Below are 19,390 nucleotides of genomic sequence, written 5' to 3' on the forward strand. Positions count from 1 at the left end.
TTATGCCATGGGGGTAAAAGGTGATAAAATGAAAGTGTACCGCATAGCAGGACTTTACTCGCCTAAGGGAAAGAAATGGTACAAGTTTAGCAAGGATGTTGTGGCTGATGATGAGAGTGCAGCAATAGAGAAAGTTTACTCCATAATTGGGAGCAAATATGGAATTAAGAGAAGGCTAGTGGACATAAAGGCAATACAGGAAATCAAGCCAGAAGAATCAAATGATCCCATGGTAAAATACCTAACAAGTGGTGGAAATGAATGAGGAGGAACTAGAGAAAGGATTGGCTACCCTTGAAGTGCTCAAAGCTCAAATTTCAAATTTACAAACTCAAATTGATGCTCTGCAAAGATCCATACAAGAGCATACGAACGCAAAGGAGACCATTGAGGGCTATATGAAAATGGAAAATGATGAAATCTTAGTGCCCATCGGTGCAGGAGTTATGATCTCTGCAAAAGTGCAAGAGAAGAAAGGTTTGATAACCATAGGCAACGAGCTTTACACAGAATTGCCCTTAGAGAAAATCTTGGAAAAAATAGAAAAGAGGAAAAAAGATTTAGAAGATTTGCAGTTAAAACTATCCACAGACCTCAAAAGATTGCAGGAAAATTATGCGGTTTTGAGTGCGAAAGTAGAGCAGGATTATGCTAAATACATAGAGGAGAGGAAGAATGTTCAAGGCCCTTAAAGAAAAATTAGGGTTTATAAAGAAAAAAGCGGAAAGCATGGATCAAGAGTTTACCACGGGAGTAGGTAAGAAAATAACTGAGGATAAGCTGGAAGATTTTCTATGGGATATAGAAGTGGCATTGATGGAGGCAGATGTGGCCGTAGATGTCATTGAAAAAATAAAGAATGACTTGAAAAAAGCTTTGGTTGGGAAGAAGGTAAAGCTCAGAGCAGATGTGGGCAAAATTGTAGAAGACACCCTGAAAAAATCAATAAAGGAGATTTTGACCAAAGATTTTGATTTTGATGAATTTATCAGGAATGCTCCAAGACCCACCGTTATAATGTTTCTTGGAGTAAACGGTACCGGAAAAACCACGGTTATTGCAAAACTAGCCAAATACCTAAAGGATAAGGGTTATTCGGTAGTTATGGCTGCCGGAGACACTTTCAGAGCAGGGGCTATTGAACAAATTTCTATCCATGGAGATAATTTAGGAATTAAGGTGATAAAACACCAGGCAGGGGGAGATCCTGCAGCGGTATGTTATGATGCTATTGAACATGCAAAGGCAAAGCACAGGGATTTTGTGCTTATTGACACGGCAGGAAGAATGCAAACCAACCGCAATCTTATGGAAGAGATGAAGAAAATAAAGAGGGTTGCCAAACCGCATTTGACTATTTTCGTTGGGGATGCCCTTGCAGGCAACGATGCCATTGAGCAGGCAAAAAAATTTGAAGAAGCGGTGGGTATAGATGCTGTCATTTTAAATAAAGTTGATGCAGATGCTAAAGGAGGTGCAGCGTTAAGCATCGCATATGAATTAAACAAGCCCATTATATTCCTTGGAAATGGACAAAAATACGATGATCTTATGATATTTGATGTGAACTGGTTTTTGCATAGAATATTTGGTGATTGAAATGCAAGTTTTTGAGCTTATAGGCAACACTCCTACTTTGAGAGTTGAAAATATATGGCTAAAACTTGAATTTATGAACCCAACAGGGAGCCATAAGGATAGAATCGCTTATTATATGATAGAGGAGGCAAAAAACAAAGGTTTGAAAAAAGGAAGATATGTTATTGAATACACCTCCGGAAATACGGGTATATCTGTAACTTGGCTCTCAAAATTAATGGGCTATAAACCCCTAATATTACTTCCTGAAAACATTGTTGAAGAGAAGAGGGCTCTTATCAAGGCCTTGGGTGGGGAGATAAGAATTGTAAAAGAGGGCGAAGATGGTCATCTTCTAGCCGAGAAACTTGCAGAAGAGTTAAAAGGTGTATATCTGCATCAAACAGAAAACTTGGCGAATTTCAGAGCCCATTACGAAACTACAGCACCAGAATTATTTTCTCAGGTAAAAAATATTGATTGTTTTGTGATGGGCGCAGGTACTGGTGGCACCATATACGGCATTGGAAAATATTTAAAAGCGAGAAACGAAAAAATAAAGGTTGTACTCTTGGTTCCAAAGGGCTCTCAGCTTCAAGAGGAGTTCTTTGAAAAGAGGGAAAAGGATATGGAACTGCTCGAGGGTTTCTCTTATCATTCCTACAGCAAACTACTCAAGAAAGCGATAGATGAAAATATAATTGATGAAATTAGAGTAGTAAGCGCAGAAGAGGCTATTAAAGGCACAAAAATGCTTATGTCTTACGGCATATTAGGGGGATTCACAGCCGGAGCAAATTTTTATCAAGCAAAGAAAATGGAGAAAAATTGTAGAAATATAGCCACGATAGTGGCCGATTCCATTATACGCTATCCATCTCGAATGGAACTCATTCAGCAGATTTAGGCAGGTATTTTTCTATGTATTCTCTATCTATCTTCTTTAAATAGCTCCTTGGGAGTAATGCAAGGAGATTCCAAGCTATGCTCAAAGTATCTTCTATGCTTCTATCTTCATCCCTGCCTTGGGTTATGAATCTCTCCTCAAAGGCATCTGCAAAATTTAGCAGTATTCTGTCCTCCTCACTTAGAGCTTCTTCTCCCACAACGGCAACGAGGTCTCTCAATCTCAGACCCTCTGCATAAGCCGCATAGAGCTGATTGGCAACACCGGCATGGTCTTCTCTGGTCCTGCCTTTACCTATTCCCTCTTTCATCAATCTGGACAAGGAAAGAAGAGGATTGATAGGAGGATAAATACCACGGCGATGCAATGGGCGACTCAACACAATCTGTCCCTCTGTGATATATCCTGTCAAATCTGGAATAGGATGAGTCATATCATCATCGGGCATTGTTAAAATTGGAATTTGGGTAATGCTTCCTTTCTTTCCGATTATTCTTCCTGCTCTTTCGTAGATAGTTGCAAGGTCTGTGTACATATAACCTGGATAGCCTCTTCTACCGGGAACCTCCTCTCTAGCTGCACTAATTTCTCTCAGAGCTTCGCAGTAGTTGGTCATATCGGTCAAAATAACCAAGACATGCATGTCTTTTGCATAGGCAAGATATTCTGCCACCGTCAAACCCATTCTGGGAATGACTATACGCTCTATAGCAGGATCATTTGCAAGATTCAAAAACAATACCGTTCTCTCGAGAGCACCTGTTCTTTCAAACTCTTTACGGAAGAAATTTGCTTCTTCTGCAGTTATACCCATGGCAACAAATACCACAGCAAATTTCTCTCCCTTACCTCTGAGCTTTGCCTGCCTTGCAATCTGTGCTGCAATTTCATTATGAGGCATACCAGAGCCACTGAATATAGGTAATTTTTGGCCACGAACAAGGGTGTTCATACCATCTATAGTGGATATACCTGTTTGTATGAATTCCCTTGGATATTCTCTAGCCGATGGATTGATTGGATAACCATTTATATCTCTCATTTCCTCAGGTATTATATCAGGCCCTCCATCAATTGGCCTGCCAGTACCATCAAATACACGACCGAGCATTTCTAAAGATACACCTATTTTAAGGGTCTCTCCTAAAAATTTAACAGTAGTGGATTTCACATCCAATCCCCTAGTACCCTCAAAAACTTGAACAATGGCCATATTCTCCCTTGCTTCAAGCACTTGACCAAGGCGCTCTTTACCATCTGGACCACGAATCTTAACTACCTCGCCATAAGCCACATCTTTAGTGTTTTCCACTATGAGCAAAGGACCTTTTATTTCCCTAATAGTCTTATACTCAACCTCCATTTACTTCACCTCTCTGATAAGCCTATCTATCTCGCTTTCAATTTTCTCCTCAATCTTTGCAAACTCTTCCTTGTAAGTTTCATTGGGTATTCTTCCCATGTACGCAAGATCCTCTTTTACACTCAATTTTCTTATTTTATCCATTGGCACACCGCTTTCTACAGCCCTAGTAATCAAAGAGTGGAACTTAAGAATGAGTTTTAACATCAGATACTGCTTATCAGCTGGGCAGTAGGTATCTACATCATGAAAAGCATTCTGCTGCAAGAAATCCTCACGGAGAGAGCGCGCTGTTTCCAGTAATGCCTGCTCTTTGGCAGGTAATGCATCTGGACCAACCAACTGCACAATTTCTTGCAATTCTGCTTCTCTCTGCAATATACCCATTGCCTCCCTTCTTAGCTCGTACCAATCCTTAGCAACATTTTTAGACCACCAAGAGCTGACGGAATTCAGATAGAGGGAATATGAGCGAAGCCAGTTTATTGATGGGAAGTGTCTCTTATGCGCCAGCTCTGCATCAAGAGCCCAGAAGACCTTGACGATACGCAGGGTATTCTGTGTAACTGGCTCACTGAAATCACCGCCGGGAGGAGAAACTGCCCCAACAACAGTCACAGAGCCATATTTCTTTTCAGAACCAGCAACTTCAACATAACCTGCACGCTCATAGAATTCGGCAAGACGAGATGCAAGATATGCAGGATAACCTTCCTCACCAGGCATTTCCTCCAATCTTCCCGATATTTCTCTAAGAGCCTCAGCCCAGCGGGAGGTTGAATCTGCCATTAAAGCAACATGGTAGCCCATATCTCTGAAGTACTCAGCTATTGTGATACCTGTGTAAATAGAAGCTTCTCTCGCAGCCACGGGCATATTTGAAGTGTTTGCTATGAGCACCGTCCTATTCATAAGAGGCTCCCCAGTGCGAGGATCTTTAAGTTTAGGGAAATCTTCGAGAACCTCTGTCATCTCGTTTCCCCTCTCCCCACATCCAACATAAACCACGATGTCTGCATCACTCCATTTTGCAAGCTGATGCTGCGTAACCGTTTTGCCTGTGCCGAATCCTCCAGGTATGGCGGCTGTACCACCCTTGGCTATAGGAAAGAATGTGTCAAGCACTCTCTGCCCAGTAACAAGCAATTCCACTGGGTCTAATTTAGATTTAAATGGCCTCTGTCTCCTCACAGGCCAGCGCTGGTACATTTTTATTTCTGCACTATCTATCTTGGCTATAGGCTCCTCTATTGTGTAATCTCCCTCCTCCGCAATCCATTCTATCTTTCCCTCTTTTTCAGGAGGGACCATTATCCTATGTTCCACAATAAGTGTCTCTTGAACGGTTCCTAAAATATCTCCTCCTCTCACATAATCTCCCACTTTTGCCCTTGGTACGAAATGCCATTTTTTATTTGGATTCAATGGGGGAGCAGTTGCACCCCTTTTTATGAAATCTCCTGTCAATTCTTTAATCTCCGGTAAAGGTCTTTGAATACCATCGTAAATCTGAGAAATTATACCTGGACCAAGCATCACAGATAAAGGTGCTCCAGTTCTTTCAACAGGTTCTCCTGGCTTTATACCCGAAGTTTCCTCGTAGACCTGTATGGTTGCAGTATCCCCATACAGACCTATAATTTCACCAATCAAACCTTCTTCACCAACCTTAACCACTTCGTACATCTCGCTTCCTTTCATTCCATCAGCAACGACCACTGGTCCTGCTACCCTAATTATTCTTCCCATATTTTTCACCTCTTTAGTATGTCTATACCTATAGCTCTTTTAACCAAACTCCTCATAGGATCTTCAACCTCAACTTCCTTCTTATCAGGTATCTCCAAAATTATTGGATATATGCCTTTCTCCTTTTTCCACTCATTAATATAATCCCTTATCTCCCGAGCCATCCTTCTGGATATTATTACTATGGCTACATCTTTCATATACTTAATCTCATTTAGAATCTCCTTCATTTTCCAAGGATCCTCAGCCTCATAAGAATCCTTAATACCTGCAAGCTGGAAACCGTTAATCATGTCCCTGTCTCCCACAACTACGATTTTCATGCCACATCACCAACCAAGAGTCCACGAATCCTATCCTTAGATATTCCTTCCATATAGCCCTTAACTATGCTCTTTAGGTTCCTTAATTCAAAATCTTTAGCCACAAGGAACATGAGCAATGGCCCAGCCGTTGTCGCAAATGTCAACGAAAGCTCGTTTACCTTCCTCAGAAGCATCCGATCTAGCTCTAACTCGATTACGAATGGATCTTCCACATCCCTAAGAAATGCGTAGCTGGTTCCTTCCAGATGAGATAATGCCTCATCCAAAGTCCTAGCATTTGCCATGCTCTTTACTTTCCAATCACTTAACTCGTATCCGCCTTCCAAAAGCAGATTACTTATATCTTCAATTTCAGCTTTCTTCGCTCTAACAATGGTTTTTATATTGAATATATCAACAAACATAGAGAGCACAATATTAACAGGCTCTGCGGAGTTCTCTTCAAGCATTCTCTTAGAATCTATCAAATTCTTTAAAACCAATCTATCAAGAGCGATATCCACTTTATATAAGTCAGAGGATTCGTTCCATATCTTTATTACCTCGGCAAAGGGTGTTGCATCCAAGGCACTGACAGCATCTTCCATACTTGTGGCTTCTACCATATGTTGAATTATGAGTTTTGTTAAGAATCTACCTGGATATACCTCCTCATATATCCGAGCCTTTGGCACCTTGGCATATTTTGCTCTTAAAATCCTCTTGACCATATTTGCATCATACTTGAGCATATACGCCTCTGCGAAGCTCTTACCATCATCAGGAAGCATTTCCATTACTCTTTGCATCATTGCAAGCATACTTCTTTCTAACTCTATATCATATTTTTTCAGATCTTCTACGCTATATCCTTCTTTTTCAATGTCAGATACAACTTCAGTCAAGTTTGTGTAATTTAATAATCTCTCGATATTATCTTTTTCAGTGTATTTGGCACCTATGGCAAATATGGTGGCGTTGGGACCCATATAGGCTCCAATATTGAGCATCTTTCTAAAGAATCCCATAAGAAAAGCTATAACCACGAAGATTGCGAGGAATGATATCGTAATTGCCAAGATTATAGCGGTGCTTTCAAGCATACTCTTCACCAAATAACTTCACATAAATCCTTTTTCTCATATCACCCATATTCCTCTCTACAAAGGCCTTCACGGTGTAATCGACCTTCTTTAGAGAGTCGCTGCTTATTGCAAGAATTCCCCCATATTCTAGTTCACCTGCCATGACCTTCAAATTTAATTCCATATCATCCGCAATTCTCTTTACCATCTCTACATCCTCTTGCATGGCGATGACTTCAAAGTTATTACCAAGAACATTCTTAGCATCTTCGAGAGATTCCCTAATATATTTCTCATAATTCACATAATCTTTAAAGCTAATCTGAACTTGGTTTATGATTCTCTCTATTACTTTTTCCCTTGCATTCATCAACATCTTCTTTCCATCTAAATGGGCCTTGGAAATATGCATCTGTTTTATGGTCTCTGCCTCTCTCTTACCAGAACTTTCCATTTTTTCTCTTTCTTTATCCCACTTGCTCTCTTCAATATTCCTGATTCTCTCTATTTCTCTATCTGCTTTATCCCAGTACTCCTTAATCTTCCACTGCACATCCTCTTCGATTCTCTTTATTATTCTGTCTATGGCATCCATTTAGAACACCCCTATAGCCATAAGTAGAAGGATTGCTACGAGCAAGCCAAAGATAGCAAAGGTCTCACTCATCACGGATAACATCATACTCTTTCCAAAGCTCTCAGAGCGTCTAGTGAAGGCGCCTATACCCATCGCTGCCGTTATACCTTGGCCAATACCGCTCAATCCCGCAAATCCAATTGCCAAACCAGCACCTATTGCGCCGATTCCAACGAATAAGGCCATTGATTTTGGAATCTGCAATCCACCACCAAGAAGGCCAACTGCATAGAGAATTATTATGGATACAATCAAAGCATAGATACTCTGTGTCTCTGGAAGCACTGAGAATATGATGGACTTTGAGAACGCTGATGGCTTTTCCACGGAAGCAGCAGCACCACTTCCCGCTGCAATACCCTGCCCTATGGCAGTCATACCACTAACACCTATGGCCAAGCCAGCGCCTATTGCAGCCAAGCCTACACCTATAGGAAAAGCAAGTGGTTTTGAACCAAATAAACCTGCACCATTAACGATGAATATAGCTACAAGCAATCCGTAAATAACTTGAGTTTCTGGCATTATTGCAAATACCATTATTTTACCAAAGGAAGCTTTCTCACGCATACTTGCATAGACGCTACTTCCCGCAGCTATGCCGAGTCCTATACCACTCAAACCAGCAAATCCAACAGCTAGGCCTGCACCTATTGCAGCCAAGCCAACAAATAGGGCTGCATTTCCACTCATAAATCCAGAGCCGCTTAGCAAACCTGTGGCGCTTAGGACCACTATGGCTATAATCAAAGCAGTTATACTTGGAGTTTCAGCTATAACGGAAAATATCATGCCCTTGGTGAATGCCTTTGGATTCTCAGCTGTTGCCGCACAGGAGCTAGATGCAGCAATACCTTGGCCTATGGCTGTCAAGCCGCTCACACCCATGGCCAAGCCAGCACCTATTGCAGCCAAGCCCACACCGAGAGAATAGTGTTTTACCCCACCCCCGAACATTCCAGAGCCATATAGAATTAAAATGGCGATAAGCAAGCCATAGATTGCCTGAGTTTCAGGAAGAATGGAGAACACAACAGCTTTTCCGTAAGAAATTCTATCATGCTGTGTAGTGCCAATGCCAGTGCCAGCAACGATTCCCTGTCCTATAGCACTCAAACCTGCAAGACCCACGGAGATGCCAGCACCTATTGCAGCCAGGCCTATGGATATTGGCACATTCTCAATGTGCCCAGAGAAAGCACCTATGCCCATCATAATTATAATTGCTATCAAAAATCCATAAATTGCCTGGGTCTGAGGAAATGCCTGGAATATAAGTATCCTTCCAAACTTGCTCTTAGGATCGCTTCCAATGGCAGCAGCACCGCTTGCTCCGGTGATACCCACACCAACACCAGAACCTATGGCCGATAGACCAACAGCAAGGCCTGCACCTATGAGGGCAAGATAACCACCCATTGGGCCTTCTCCCACAACGAATTTGTAAACATAAGTTGTATTGGCATTTTCTATGACTTTTAACTGATAAGTTCCACTTTGCTCGAGTGTGACCGTGAATCTTGAACCTGTACCTGTTAAATTCTTACCTCCAAAACTCAAGATCCATGTTACACTTGAACTCCATTTGAATGTATAATTCTTCCCTATTTCAAATGCTCCAGATGAATTTACCTCACTAAGCGGTTTCTCAACAGTCTTTCCATTAACCTCATAAATTACAGTTGGCTCAACACCTTGAGCTGCCGCATGTGGCATAGAAACCACAAATAGCAGCAAGAGCGCACTTAAGAGCACCATTAGCGGCACTAATTTTTTCATTATTCATTCACCTCCAACCTGCTATGTTTCCTAACTTCTCTAAACGGCACAAACTTTACACCATCTCCCTCATAGAACTTTGAGAAGAACTCTACATACTGCAAACGCAGAGAGTGCACAAATGAGCCCAATGCTTGAAGCATTGAGTTCCCTATATGCCCTATAATCAAGAAGAGAAGTATGAATAACCATATGGCTGCTGTTATGCTTACCACTCCCACTATACCAAATACGAGGAGGAGCAGTATTATGCCCTTCTTTATGGGATCCTTCTTTCTCATCCAAAGAAGAGCAAGAGCAACACCTGCAAGGAGCACTGGAAGACAGCAAACCATGCCTGTGGCTCCTGCAGTCATAGTCCTTATTATCCCGGCAAGGATGTTTATCGTAAGAGCCAAACCGGATGTAGCTAAATCTAGCGCAAGTAAACGGGAATAAGAGAGCCAATCCCCAATCATACCTGTTATATCAAAGAAAAATAGTCCGTTTATAGAGGCTTTTTTATCCACAAGTTTACCCATTACTCCTGGGAGGAATAAGAATAATCCAATTACTGTGAATATCCATGCTATTGTAACTGCCGTTCCAGACATCTGCCACCATCCGAAATAATAGCCTATGAGCGCACCGCCTGCAGGGTATAGTATGAGCCAAGACACTTCGCCCTGCAAAAATTCAGAGTAATTTTTATCTCTAAGGTGATGGAACGCGCCAAGAGCCATACCCAAGCTCAGCTGAAATACACCGATCATAAGAGAGATCTTTAGCAGAGTTATAGGGTCCTGCATTGGATCCAAGATAGGAGTGTAGTGAATTAAAGGTGTAAGTGGATTCGATTCATTTAAAGGTCCAAATATACCTCCTTGAATTAAACCAAAAACTACAGCCGATAACCCGGAGACAAATAATATAGATCCTAGTGTTCTATTTGTCCAGTTGTATTTGCCCAGTGGCTTCCATAGGATATATCCCAGTACAGCCATTATCATACCATAACCAGCATCTCCCAGAGTAAGGCCAAAGTAGATGATGAACAAAGGCGCTATTATCACAGTCGGATCTATATGCCCGTACTTTGGCGTGGAGTACATATCCACAAATGCCTGAAAAGGCCTAAACATCCTTGGATTGTTATATTTTACGGGGACATCTCCTCCCTTCGCCTCTTTCCATCTTATCAATGCAAGGCCTCGCGCTGCTTTTTCGATAACTTTCCTTGCACTTTCAAAATCCACCTTTGGTATGTAGCCCCTGATTACTGTAGTATAAAATGTCTTGCCAAATTTTGAATGAATTTCCTCCTTTATTTTCTCATTATAAAGATCATCCTTTAAAACGGAAAGATGAGGATAAACTTCCTTTCTCAAAATCCTCAATTCTGTCAGAATTTTTTCCTTCTCTTTGGACAGCTTTTTAGATTTTAATTCCATATCTTTCAATACCTTATCGGGTTTACCCTTCCACTCTTTTAACTCAAATTCTGAAAATCCTGCAAATCTCAAAGCAGATTCGAGTTCCTTCTTATCCTTCATATGCGAAGCCACTACAATAATGTAATTGACTTCCTTTTTCTTTCCCTCAGTTACACTCCACAAAGCTATTTTACCTTCGGATTCTAATTTTTTCAGATGGTCTAAATTTTTTGCAGTTCCCGCAGCGATATACGCATAAGGTCCTTCTCCCAAGTACGAAACATCAAAAGGTAATGCCTTTAACTTCTCCACCTGCCTCCTTTGAATTTTTATTCTCTCAATCTCAGTATTTATTTCTTCCCATTTTGAGTATAAATCTAAAATTCTTGGTTCTAAACTCTCCAAGGTTCTCTCTGCATCTTTCATTATCTCCTCTCTTTCTCTATGCTTTGCAGGATACTTCTCTGGAGGCTCAGTTTTGATTGATGCAAGCATTCCATTTTTCTTTATCTTAGAGATATTGAGAATCTCCATTAGTTTACCAATTCTAAATTCATAATCCACTATTGTGGTAGCTATATCAGATGGATTTGCATTTTCTAAATTTTCAATGTTATGGGTGCTTATATGCATAAAGCCCCTTCTTTGCATCGCATCTAAAACATCGTATTTAACAGAATCATGAAGAAGCACTTCTACTTCCACCATCTTGGATGGAAAAAGCATGGTTTTCACCCAAATATCTCTTTAAGTACCTCTACAGCTACTTCGTTAATCCTATTTTCATCGATGCTCTCAATTTCTTTCACTCTTTCCCTGTATTCCTCTAATATTTTCTCTGCCTCTCTTTTTCCCTCTTCATCAGCTTCTTCCTTCCATCTTTCTATGGTTTCCAACACTTCTTCTCTCTCTTTTTCAATAGTGGCTCTAATTTCTTTTTTTGCATTTTCAATCTTCTCCTTACTTTCCTTCTCTGCTTTCTCTATGCGTGATAGTGCACTGTTTTCAGTCTCACGAATCCGTTTAAGGTCCCTCTCGATCATAAAACTCATCGGGAGATGACATTTACATTTATAATAATTTTGGATGGCCAAAAATTTAAGTTCAAAGTAGAGTATTAAGATTCGATGAAAGTTGATTTGAATGCGGACCTTGGAGAGAGTTTCAGCATCTACAAAATTGGAAATGATACGGAGATTATGAATTATATCACCTCTGCAAATATTGCCTGTGGATGGCATGGTGGAGACCCCATTGTTATGAGAGAGACAGTTAAGTGGGCAAAGGAGAAGAATGTGGCAATTGGTGCTCATCCAAGCTACCCTGATAGATTGGGGTTTGGAAGAAGGTACATGAAAATAAGTTCTGATGAGGCTAAAAACTATGTTATATATCAAATAGGTGCATTGTATGGATTTGTTAAAGCAGAATCACTGAAAATACAGCATGTCAAACCACATGGAGCTTTGTACAACGCGATGGTTAGAGATGAAGATCTTGCAAGGGGAATTATTGAGGGAATTTTAGAATTTGATAAAGAACTAATATTTGTAGGCCCTTCTAACTCGAAAATTATGGATATAGCAGAGGATATGGGCTTAAGAGTTGCACATGAAGTATTTGCTGACAGAGCTTACAATTCAGATGGAACCTTAGTGCCGCGAGGCAGGCCTAGGGCTGTCATAGAGGATAAAGAGGAAATTGCAAGAAGAGTCATCTCAATCGTCAAGGATGGGGGAGTAAAAGCAATTGATGGGAAATGGGTTGAGTTAAGGGCAGATACAATTTGCATCCACGGTGATAATCCAAATGCGGTTGAAATAGTCAAGTATTTAAGAAGGGTATTGGATAAAGAGTGCATAGATGTGGTCTCTATGGGAGAGTTTATAAAATGATAAGAGCAGCAGGAGATTCTGCCCTGATCATAAATCTTGGAAATGAGATAGATGAGGAGATAAATAAAAGAGTGCACGCTATCGCCAGAAGAATAGAAGAGGAAAGAATAGTAGGAATAAAAGAGGTTGTGCCCACTTACACATCTATCTATGTTTATTATGATCCTCTAATTGTTAGCTACGATAAATTGAAATTCCTTCTAAAAAATTATCTTATAGAAGAACCAAGGACGATGAATGGAAAAATTGTAGAGATCCCTGTAATATATGGAGGAAAATATGGACCAGATATTGAATTTGTGGCAAGTTATAATGGATTGAGTGTGGATGATGTTATAGAGCTCCACACCAAGCCGCTTTACAGAGTATATATGCTTGGCTTCCTTCCTGGATTTGCATACCTTGGTGGAATGGATGAGAGAATCGCAACACCTCGCTTAGAAAATCCGAGGAAAAGAGTGCCTGCTGGAAGTGTGGGTATTGCAGGAAAGCAAACTGGATGGTACGCTATTGAGAGCCCCGGTGGATGGAGAATAATTGGAAGAACTCCTCTAAGAACATTCAACCCTTCAAAAGAACCTCCCAGTATAGTTTTGCCTGGGGATTATGTAAAATTTAAGGCAATTGATGAGGATAATGCCGAGGAGTACGATGGAAAATGATTAAAATAATTGAAGCTGCAGGCCTATCCATACAAGATTTGGGAAGGGAGGGATACCAAAAATATGGAGTGCCTGTGGGGGGGGTTATGGATAGATACTCTGCAGTTATAACCAACTACCTTGTTGGAAATGAGAAAAATGCACCACTCTTGGAATTCTTCATGGGTAGCCTAAAAATAAAATTCCTTCGAGATTCAATTTTTGCTGTGGGTGCTAATTCAGAGGTTAAATTAAATGGGGAGAAAATAGAGGCATGGGAAGCACATATGGGAAAAAAGGGAGATGTGCTAGAAATATCACAACCGAAAAGTGGAGTATACGGATATCTTTCTTTTCAAGGCGGTTTGAAGTGTCAGAAAGTGTTTGGAAGTTGCTCCACATATCCGCAGGCAGGTTGGGGCAGGTATCTAAAAAAGGGAGAGGTTATAGAACTCAAATATCTAACAAACAGATTTCCTAAGAGAAGAGAGTTGCCTGAAGAATTGATTCCAAAATATGATAGAAATCCAAAAATAAGGTTGATTTTAGGGCCCCAACTAGAGCATTTCAGCAAAGAGGGAATAAGAACTTTTCTAAGCAATGAGTACATTGTCACGGAGGAATCCAGCAGGATGGGTTATAGATTAGATGGACCAAGAATAGAGCATTCAGAAATGGGGGCGGATATAATTAGTGATGCGATTCCACTGGGCTCAATTCAAGTGCCGGAAAGTGGCAAGCCGATAATTATGCTTGCAGATCATCAAACTACAGGAGGTTATGCAAAAATAGGAGTTGTAATATCTGCCGACATCTCAAAGGTAGCTCAAACTCCAATTGGGGGGAAAATTAGATTCCAAGAAGTTAGCGTGGAAAAGGCTCAAATGATATGGAAGAGAACCTGCAATACTTTACAAAATATAAAAAGGTATTTGGAGGGGAAAATAAGGGCTTTGAGAGTAAAGGTGAACGATGAGAGTTTGTTAGCATTTGTGGAAGAAATTTAGTACTTCCTCGGACCAAATATGCCCGTGCCTATACGCACAATATTTGTTCCCTCTTCTACCGCAACTCTCCAGGTATTGGTCATACCCATTGATAAATACTTTATTTGTTCGTCTCCATAGATATACCGCAACTCATCAAATATTTCCTTAGTATTGCGAAAATACGGCCTTATCTCCTCTGGCTCATCCACCACAGGGCCCATTGTCATCACACCCATAAGTCGCAGATGCTCCAATGAGTATATTTCATCTGCCAGATCAAGAGCATATTCAGGCATAACTCCTGCCTTCTGAGGCTCCCTTGCAGAGTTTATCTCAATCATAACAAAGGCAATTTTCTCCATATTTTTCGCTCTTTTATCTATCTCCTTTGCAAGCTCAACATTATCAACTGTCTCAATAACATCAAAAATTTGCAAAGCTTTTTTCACCTTGTTCTTCTGCAAATGCCCAATAAAATGCCATTCCACCTTATTTCCTATTTTTTCATATTTTTGCAGGGCTTCCTGAACATAGTTCTCTCCTATCAAATCAACTCCAGCATTTATAGCCTCTAAAATCTCCTCCACAGTTCTTGATTTTGTGGCCGCTAATAACCGAACCCCCGGAGGCAATTCTTGGATAATCTTGATTACATTTTCAGATATGTTCATTGAATCATCATTCCATTAAGAGATTAAAAACTTTCTAAAATAAAAAGAAGGGGGAGGGTGTGTCATCGTGAGTTGTGAGCATTTGAAAAATTCTAGGTATACTTATAAAATTTTTCATTCAAATCTAAGTCCTTGATTTTTAAATGAAATAAAAGAGATTAAAAATTAAAAGAGGAATGTTTCTTTATTGAAAATTCAAGAGAACTTTTCAACTGCAACATTTATGGCGATTTTTATAGCCTCTATTTCCATATCCAAACACATACTTGGGGTGCTCTTCCCAAGCAAGAAATATCTATTCACCACTTGGTCCGGAGTGTATGGGATGTGTATAAACCCTGCGCTCTTGGGATAACCATGATCGGATGCATAGTGCAATACTTTGAAAAGTGCGTAATTACATAGATAGGTGCCTGCACTGTACGATAGAACTGCCGGAATGCCATTCTTCTTCAATTCTTCAACTATTTCCCTTGTTGGCAATGTGGCAAGATAGGCTAAGGGTGCATCCTCAACGATTGGCATATCCATGGGTTGCTCTCCATCATTATCAGGTATCCTTGCATCCACCAGATTCAAGCCCACTCGCTCTACCGTTATACTTGTATATGTTGGTGCCAGTCCCAAGCTTATAACTACATCGGGCTTCAATTCATATAGAACTTTGTCTATCTCGGGACCTGCACGCTTTACGGATACAGGTAAAATTTTTCCATACACCTTTGCATTTTTTATTCTCTTTCCTTCAAGGGCGGCAACAATATCCATAGTGGGATTTTTCTTATGCCCTCCAAATGGCTCGTATCCCGTGAGAAGAACTTTTATTGGCATATTCGGGTATTGTTTTGCTTGCTTATAAACCCTTTTTAGGAGAATACTTTTATATTTTTTACTCCCTTTACCTAAATAATTGGGAGGAAATTTTTAAATGAGAACAATGAAGCAGCTAGGCAGGCTCTTAACCTATTTGCGTACCCATGCAATTCATTTCTCACTTGGATTGCTAATAGTTGTTCTTATGGCATATACCAGCGGGATTATACCAATACTTATAAAAAACGCAATTGACAAGGGCATTAGCACAGGGAATTATAGCATAGCCATATACTATTCCCTCTTAATTCTTCTCTTTGGCGTGTTAAACGGAATGTTTAGTTTTTCTGGAAGATATTTACTTATTAAATCTGCCCAGTACGCAGTATACCATTTGAGAATGGACACTTTCAGGGCAATACAGAGACAGGAGATGGAGTTTTTCGACAAAACTTTCTCTGGACAGTTAATAAGCAGAATAACCAATGACACAGAGAGAATAACCAGATTTCTTTCTTTTCGGATTAGAATGTTTGTTTATTCTATTTTCCTTATTGGAATTTCTCTATACTATATGTTTGGAATGAATATTTTGCTAACTGGAATTGCATTGGGTACCATAGCAATTGTAGTTGCATTGAACGCAAGTTATGCAATAAAAGTTAGGCCAATTTACGATAGAATAAGGCACCAAACAGGCACAATAGCATCGATAGCAACCCAATCAATTGCTGGAGTAAAGACAATAAAATCTTTATCAGTAGAAGAAAATATAAAAGATAAGTTTTCCAAAGAAAATAACTATCTCTATTCCCTCAATATTGATGCCACAAAAATAACAGCCCTCTATGGAAACGCCCCATTCTTGGTACTCGGGATTGCAATGAGTGTAATGTTTTACTATGGAGGAATGGCAATTATGGGAAACACGCTAACTGTTGGAGAGCTTGTTGCTTTTCTCACATACATGCTAACCCTGATGTGGCCCCTAAGGGCGCTGGGATTCACAATAGGAGATATCCAGAGAAGTCTCGCTGCGGCCTCTAGATTATTTGAGGTTATAGATTCAGCTCCAGAGAGTATAGATTCTCCTGATGCAATTGAACTTATGAATCCGAAAGGAAAGATAGAATTCAAAAATGTGTGGTTAAAGTATCATACTGGAAAAATGGCACTTCGAGGTTTGAACTTTAAAATAAACGCTGAAGAGAGAATCTTAATAACAGGGCCCCCTGGCTCTGGGAAAAGCACGATTTTAAAGCTTATCGCTAGATTTTATAAGCCAGAAAGAGGAAAAGTGCTGATAGACGGTATAGATATAAGAAAGATAAAGAGCAAGAATTTTAGGAAAATTGTTGCATATGTACCACAAGAACCTTTCATATTCAACAGAAGTATAAGGGAGAACATAGCACTGGCAAAACCAGATGCCTCTTTAGAAGAGATAATCAAAGCTGCAAAGACAGCAAAAATACACGATTTCATCTCATCCCTCCCACAAGGTTACGAAACGGTTGTGGGTGAAAAGGGAGTAACTCTTTCAGGGGGTGAAAGACAGAGAATAGGCATTGCGAGGGCATTACTTTCTGAGCCAAAGATAATATTACTGGACGATCCAGTTTCTAATCTAGATGCTCACACAGAGAGCAGTTTGGTTGAAGATTTAAGAGATATTCTAAGGGGTAAGACAGCAGTTATTGTATCACAGAGGCTTTCCCTCGCAAAACTGGTAGATAGAGTCATGGTAGTCAAAGATGGGAGAATAATAGAAGATGAGAATATAAAAGAGGGAAAAATGTACAGAGATATGCTCTGGGCAGGTGAGGGAAAGTGAAGGATAAATCATCTTATTCCCTTCTAAAAAGATTCATTAAAGAGGCAATATATGAGAAGAGAACTCTTGCAATAGTAACTATAACTATAATAGGTTCTGCCATAGCAAATATAGCCTCACCTTACATCCTTAGTGTTGCCATAGATAATTACATAATTCCCGGAAGATATGCACAGTTTTGGCTCATAGCCGTCCTATACCTTTTAGCCCTAGTTTCTCAGTGGCTTTTTGCAACGCTTCAAACTTTTTACACAGAAGTTTTTGGTCAGAAAGTTCTAAAGAACTTAAGAAGAATGTTACATGATAAAATGCTTGTTTCAAATTTAAATTTCTTTAAAGATAAGTCCACAGGAGATCTCGTATCAAGGATTATCAACGATACAAATGTTATTAACGATGTCCTGGTTTCAGGATTATTAGGAGGACTTAGTAGCTTGTTAAGCTTGAGCGGTATAGTAATAGCCATGCTATTTTTAGATGTAAAACTGACATTAGTGACTCTTTCAAGTGTGCCCATAATGGTGCTCATCGCCCTATACTTTGGGGGAAGAATGAGGAGCGCGTATAGGGATACAAGGCAAAAGATAGCGAAAATTTCCAGTGTGGTAGAAGAGAGTGTGGCAGGAATAGAAACCATAAGATCCTTTGGTAAAGAGGAAGATACGGAAAAGGAATTTTCAAAGGCATCTACGGAGACAATAAAAGCATATCTGCGTGTAGCCGTATATATGGGCATATTCTGGCCCTTAATGAACATAGCAAGTCTTCTTTCAGTCATCGTAGTGATAGCCTATGGTGGATATCAAGCATACTTGGGAGCTGTAAGCATAGGTGTGGTTGTGGCATTTATCCAGTATGCGCAGAGATTTCGTGGGCCTATAAACAATGTGGTAAGCATGTACGATAGTCTACAATCTGCCCTAGCAGCTCTTGAAAGAACCTATGAAGTGCTGGATGATGAGAATGTAGAGGAATATGAAGGTATTCATATAGAAAAGATAAAAGAGCGTATAGAGTTTCGTAATGTTTGGTTTGAATATGAAAAAGGTAGGCCTGTGCTCAAGGACATTAACCTAGTAATACCTGCTGGTTCTAAAATAGCTTTGGTTGGCAAGACCGGTGCTGGAAAGACCACAGTTGCGAGCCTGCTCATGCGATTCTACGATCCTACCAGTGGGAGTTTATTTTACGATGAAATTGAGGGAAGGGAGATAAGCAGAAGGAGCTTAAGAAAAAGAATAGGATATGTACCACAAGAAACTTACCTGTTTCCAGGAACCATTATGGAGAATATAAGCATGGCAAATCCAGATGCTAGCAAGGAAGATATTATAAAAGTATGTAGAGAGCTGGGAGTCCATGATTTTATAATGAAACTTCCGAAGGGATACAAAACAACTGCAGGGGAGGCTGGAAAGTTGCTCTCGGTTGGAGAGAAACAGCTAATCTCACTGGCAAGGGCATTGCTTAAAGACCCAGATGTAGTAATCTTAGACGAGGCTCTCTCAAGTATAGACCCAAAGACTGAGAGATTAGTACAGGATGCCATGCTAAAATTGATGAATGGAAGAACAAGCATAATAATAGCTCATCGCCTTTCTATAGTGAAGTATGTGGATAATATTGTAGTTATTGATGAGGGAAAAATAGTGGAAAAAGGTTCTTTAGATGAGCTCTTAAGCAAGGAAGGTTACTTTTATAAGCTTTATACTTCCCAGCATAGTTGAATCTG

19 protein-coding genes are annotated in these 19,390 nt (G+C 40.1%); 9 read left to right on the top strand and 10 right to left on the bottom strand.

The genetic code is table 11. The annotated features are described in order from the left end of the window. The first annotated feature begins 28 nt into the window (after positions 1–28). From rpl18a to ABOO_RS06365, 4 genes are read left to right on the top strand one after another with little or no spacing between them, the layout of a single operon-like run. A complete protein-coding gene (gene rpl18a, locus ABOO_RS06350) occupies positions 29–265 on the top strand; it encodes a 50S ribosomal protein L18Ae (protein ID WP_008083748.1) in 237 nt (78 codons plus the stop codon). Then, positions 258–692 (top strand): prefoldin subunit alpha, encoded by a 435-nt coding sequence (gene pfdA, locus ABOO_RS06355; RefSeq protein ID WP_008083950.1) that lies wholly within the window; start codon positions 258–260, stop codon positions 690–692. Before rpl18a ends, pfdA begins: the two co-directional genes overlap by 8 nt. Continuing rightward, positions 676–1,599 carry a signal recognition particle-docking protein FtsY gene (ftsY, locus tag ABOO_RS06360; protein WP_008083832.1) on the top strand — a complete coding sequence of 308 codons (924 nt, stop codon included), beginning with the start codon at positions 676–678 and terminating at the stop codon, positions 1,597–1,599. The genes pfdA and ftsY overlap by 17 nt, the downstream gene beginning before the upstream one ends. Position 1,600: 1 nt before the next feature. After that, on the top strand, positions 1,601–2,485 hold the full coding sequence (locus tag ABOO_RS06365) for a PLP-dependent cysteine synthase family protein (protein ID WP_008083777.1): 885 nt from the start codon (positions 1,601–1,603) through the stop codon (positions 2,483–2,485). On the opposite strand, the gene ABOO_RS06370 is transcribed toward ABOO_RS06365, so the two are convergent. Genes ABOO_RS06370 through ABOO_RS06405 form a run of 8 tightly spaced genes read right to left on the bottom strand, consistent with a single transcriptional unit; the run spans position 2,469 to position 11,867 of the window. Continuing rightward, entirely contained in the window at positions 2,469–3,848 is a 1,380-nt protein-coding gene (locus ABOO_RS06370) for a V-type ATP synthase subunit B (RefSeq protein WP_012997379.1), read from the bottom strand. The genes ABOO_RS06365 and ABOO_RS06370 overlap by 17 nt on opposite strands. Further along, positions 3,849–5,597, bottom strand: coding sequence for an ATP synthase subunit A (locus ABOO_RS06375; RefSeq protein WP_008083797.1), 1,749 nt, complete (start codon positions 5,595–5,597; stop codon positions 3,849–3,851). Between the two features lie 5 nt (positions 5,598–5,602). Beyond that, complete coding sequence (locus tag ABOO_RS06380; RefSeq protein WP_008083792.1) at positions 5,603–5,920, bottom strand: V-type ATP synthase subunit F; 318 nt, start codon at positions 5,918–5,920, stop codon at positions 5,603–5,605. Next, entirely contained in the window at positions 5,917–7,005 is a 1,089-nt protein-coding gene (locus tag ABOO_RS06385) for a V-type ATPase subunit (RefSeq protein WP_008083899.1), read from the bottom strand. Before ABOO_RS06385 ends, ABOO_RS06380 begins: the two co-directional genes overlap by 4 nt. Beyond that, complete coding sequence (locus ABOO_RS06390) at positions 6,998–7,582, bottom strand: V-type ATP synthase subunit E (RefSeq protein WP_012997380.1); 585 nt, start codon at positions 7,580–7,582, stop codon at positions 6,998–7,000. The genes ABOO_RS06385 and ABOO_RS06390 overlap by 8 nt, the downstream gene beginning before the upstream one ends. Further along, complete coding sequence (locus tag ABOO_RS06395) at positions 7,583–9,403, bottom strand: ATP synthase subunit C (protein WP_008083817.1); 1,821 nt, start codon at positions 9,401–9,403, stop codon at positions 7,583–7,585. Further along, on the bottom strand, positions 9,403–11,541 hold the full coding sequence (locus tag ABOO_RS06400; protein WP_008083760.1) for a V-type ATP synthase subunit I: 2,139 nt from the start codon (positions 11,539–11,541) through the stop codon (positions 9,403–9,405). The genes ABOO_RS06395 and ABOO_RS06400 overlap by 1 nt, the downstream gene beginning before the upstream one ends. Before the next feature lie 5 nt (positions 11,542–11,546). Continuing rightward, positions 11,547–11,867, bottom strand: coding sequence for an ATP synthase H subunit (locus ABOO_RS06405; protein WP_012997381.1), 321 nt, complete (start codon positions 11,865–11,867; stop codon positions 11,547–11,549). Between the two features lie 75 nt (positions 11,868–11,942). Between ABOO_RS06405 and ABOO_RS06410 the strand changes: the two genes are divergently transcribed. Genes ABOO_RS06410 through ABOO_RS06420 form a run of 3 tightly spaced genes read left to right on the top strand, consistent with a single transcriptional unit; the run spans position 11,943 to position 14,358 of the window. Continuing rightward, positions 11,943–12,710: a 5-oxoprolinase subunit PxpA gene (locus ABOO_RS06410; RefSeq protein ID WP_008083969.1), complete on the top strand. Its 768-nt coding sequence runs from the start codon at positions 11,943–11,945 to the stop codon at positions 12,708–12,710. Further along, positions 12,707–13,372, top strand: coding sequence for a 5-oxoprolinase subunit PxpB (gene pxpB, locus ABOO_RS06415; protein WP_008083974.1), 666 nt, complete (start codon positions 12,707–12,709; stop codon positions 13,370–13,372). The genes ABOO_RS06410 and pxpB overlap by 4 nt, the downstream gene beginning before the upstream one ends. After that, positions 13,369–14,358, top strand: a complete 990-nt coding sequence (locus ABOO_RS06420; RefSeq protein ID WP_008083864.1) for a 5-oxoprolinase subunit C family protein — start codon at positions 13,369–13,371, stop codon at positions 14,356–14,358. The genes pxpB and ABOO_RS06420 overlap by 4 nt, the downstream gene beginning before the upstream one ends. On the opposite strand, the gene ABOO_RS06425 is transcribed toward ABOO_RS06420, so the two are convergent. Further along, the gene (locus ABOO_RS06425) at positions 14,355–15,011 is read right to left on the bottom strand and encodes a YggS family pyridoxal phosphate-dependent enzyme (RefSeq protein WP_008083791.1); all 657 of its coding nucleotides are present in this window, start codon (positions 15,009–15,011) and stop codon (positions 14,355–14,357) included. The genes ABOO_RS06420 and ABOO_RS06425 overlap by 4 nt on opposite strands. A gap of 195 nt (positions 15,012–15,206) precedes the next feature. Beyond that, positions 15,207–15,836 carry a pyroglutamyl-peptidase I gene (locus tag ABOO_RS06430; RefSeq protein ID WP_187287728.1) on the bottom strand — a complete coding sequence of 210 codons (630 nt, stop codon included), beginning with the start codon at positions 15,834–15,836 and terminating at the stop codon, positions 15,207–15,209. 103 nt (positions 15,837–15,939) lie between these two features. Between ABOO_RS06430 and ABOO_RS06435 the strand changes: the two genes are divergently transcribed. Together ABOO_RS06435 and ABOO_RS06440 are read left to right on the top strand one after the other, a co-directional pair. Continuing rightward, complete coding sequence (locus ABOO_RS06435; RefSeq protein WP_008083881.1) at positions 15,940–17,658, top strand: ABC transporter ATP-binding protein; 1,719 nt, start codon at positions 15,940–15,942, stop codon at positions 17,656–17,658. Continuing rightward, positions 17,655–19,385 (top strand): ABC transporter ATP-binding protein, encoded by a 1,731-nt coding sequence (locus ABOO_RS06440; protein ID WP_008083911.1) that lies wholly within the window; start codon positions 17,655–17,657, stop codon positions 19,383–19,385. Before ABOO_RS06435 ends, ABOO_RS06440 begins: the two co-directional genes overlap by 4 nt. The last annotated feature ends 5 nt before the right edge of the window (positions 19,386–19,390 follow it).

Source organism: Aciduliprofundum boonei T469 (assembly GCF_000025665.1).
Taxonomy (GTDB): Archaea; Thermoplasmatota; Thermoplasmata; order Thermoplasmatales; family Aciduliprofundaceae; genus Aciduliprofundum; species Aciduliprofundum boonei.

Bases quoted from the DNA above. Each gene is read 5' to 3' on its own strand.
- ABOO_RS06425 (WP_008083791.1), bottom strand. From the start codon at position 15,011: ATGAACATATCTGAAAATGTAATCAAGATTATCCAAGAATTGCCTCCG.
- ABOO_RS06370 (WP_012997379.1), bottom strand. From the start codon at position 3,848: ATGGAGGTTGAGTATAAGACTATTAGGGAAATAAAAGGTCCTTTGCTC.
- ABOO_RS06405 (WP_012997381.1), bottom strand. From the start codon at position 11,867: ATGAGTTTTATGATCGAGAGGGACCTTAAACGGATTCGTGAGACTGAA.
- ABOO_RS06420 (WP_008083864.1), top strand. From the start codon at position 13,369: ATGATTAAAATAATTGAAGCTGCAGGCCTATCCATACAAGATTTGGGA.
- ABOO_RS06385 (WP_008083899.1), bottom strand. From the start codon at position 7,005: ATGCTTGAAAGCACCGCTATAATCTTGGCAATTACGATATCATTCCTC.
- ABOO_RS06375 (WP_008083797.1), bottom strand. From the start codon at position 5,597: ATGGGAAGAATAATTAGGGTAGCAGGACCAGTGGTCGTTGCTGATGGA.
- pfdA (WP_008083950.1), top strand. From the start codon at position 258: ATGAATGAGGAGGAACTAGAGAAAGGATTGGCTACCCTTGAAGTGCTC.
- ABOO_RS06390 (WP_012997380.1), bottom strand. From the start codon at position 7,582: ATGGATGCCATAGACAGAATAATAAAGAGAATCGAAGAGGATGTGCAG.
- ABOO_RS06400 (WP_008083760.1), bottom strand. From the start codon at position 11,541: ATGCTTTTTCCATCCAAGATGGTGGAAGTAGAAGTGCTTCTTCATGAT.
- pxpB (WP_008083974.1), top strand. From the start codon at position 12,707: ATGATAAGAGCAGCAGGAGATTCTGCCCTGATCATAAATCTTGGAAAT.
- ABOO_RS06380 (WP_008083792.1), bottom strand. From the start codon at position 5,920: ATGAAAATCGTAGTTGTGGGAGACAGGGACATGATTAACGGTTTCCAG.
- rpl18a (WP_008083748.1), top strand. From the start codon at position 29: ATGAAAGTGTACCGCATAGCAGGACTTTACTCGCCTAAGGGAAAGAAA.
- ABOO_RS06410 (WP_008083969.1), top strand. From the start codon at position 11,943: ATGAAAGTTGATTTGAATGCGGACCTTGGAGAGAGTTTCAGCATCTAC.
- ABOO_RS06395 (WP_008083817.1), bottom strand. From the start codon at position 9,403: ATGAAAAAATTAGTGCCGCTAATGGTGCTCTTAAGTGCGCTCTTGCTG.
- ABOO_RS06435 (WP_008083881.1), top strand. From the start codon at position 15,940: ATGAGAACAATGAAGCAGCTAGGCAGGCTCTTAACCTATTTGCGTACC.
- ftsY (WP_008083832.1), top strand. From the start codon at position 676: ATGTTCAAGGCCCTTAAAGAAAAATTAGGGTTTATAAAGAAAAAAGCG.
- ABOO_RS06365 (WP_008083777.1), top strand. From the start codon at position 1,601: ATGCAAGTTTTTGAGCTTATAGGCAACACTCCTACTTTGAGAGTTGAA.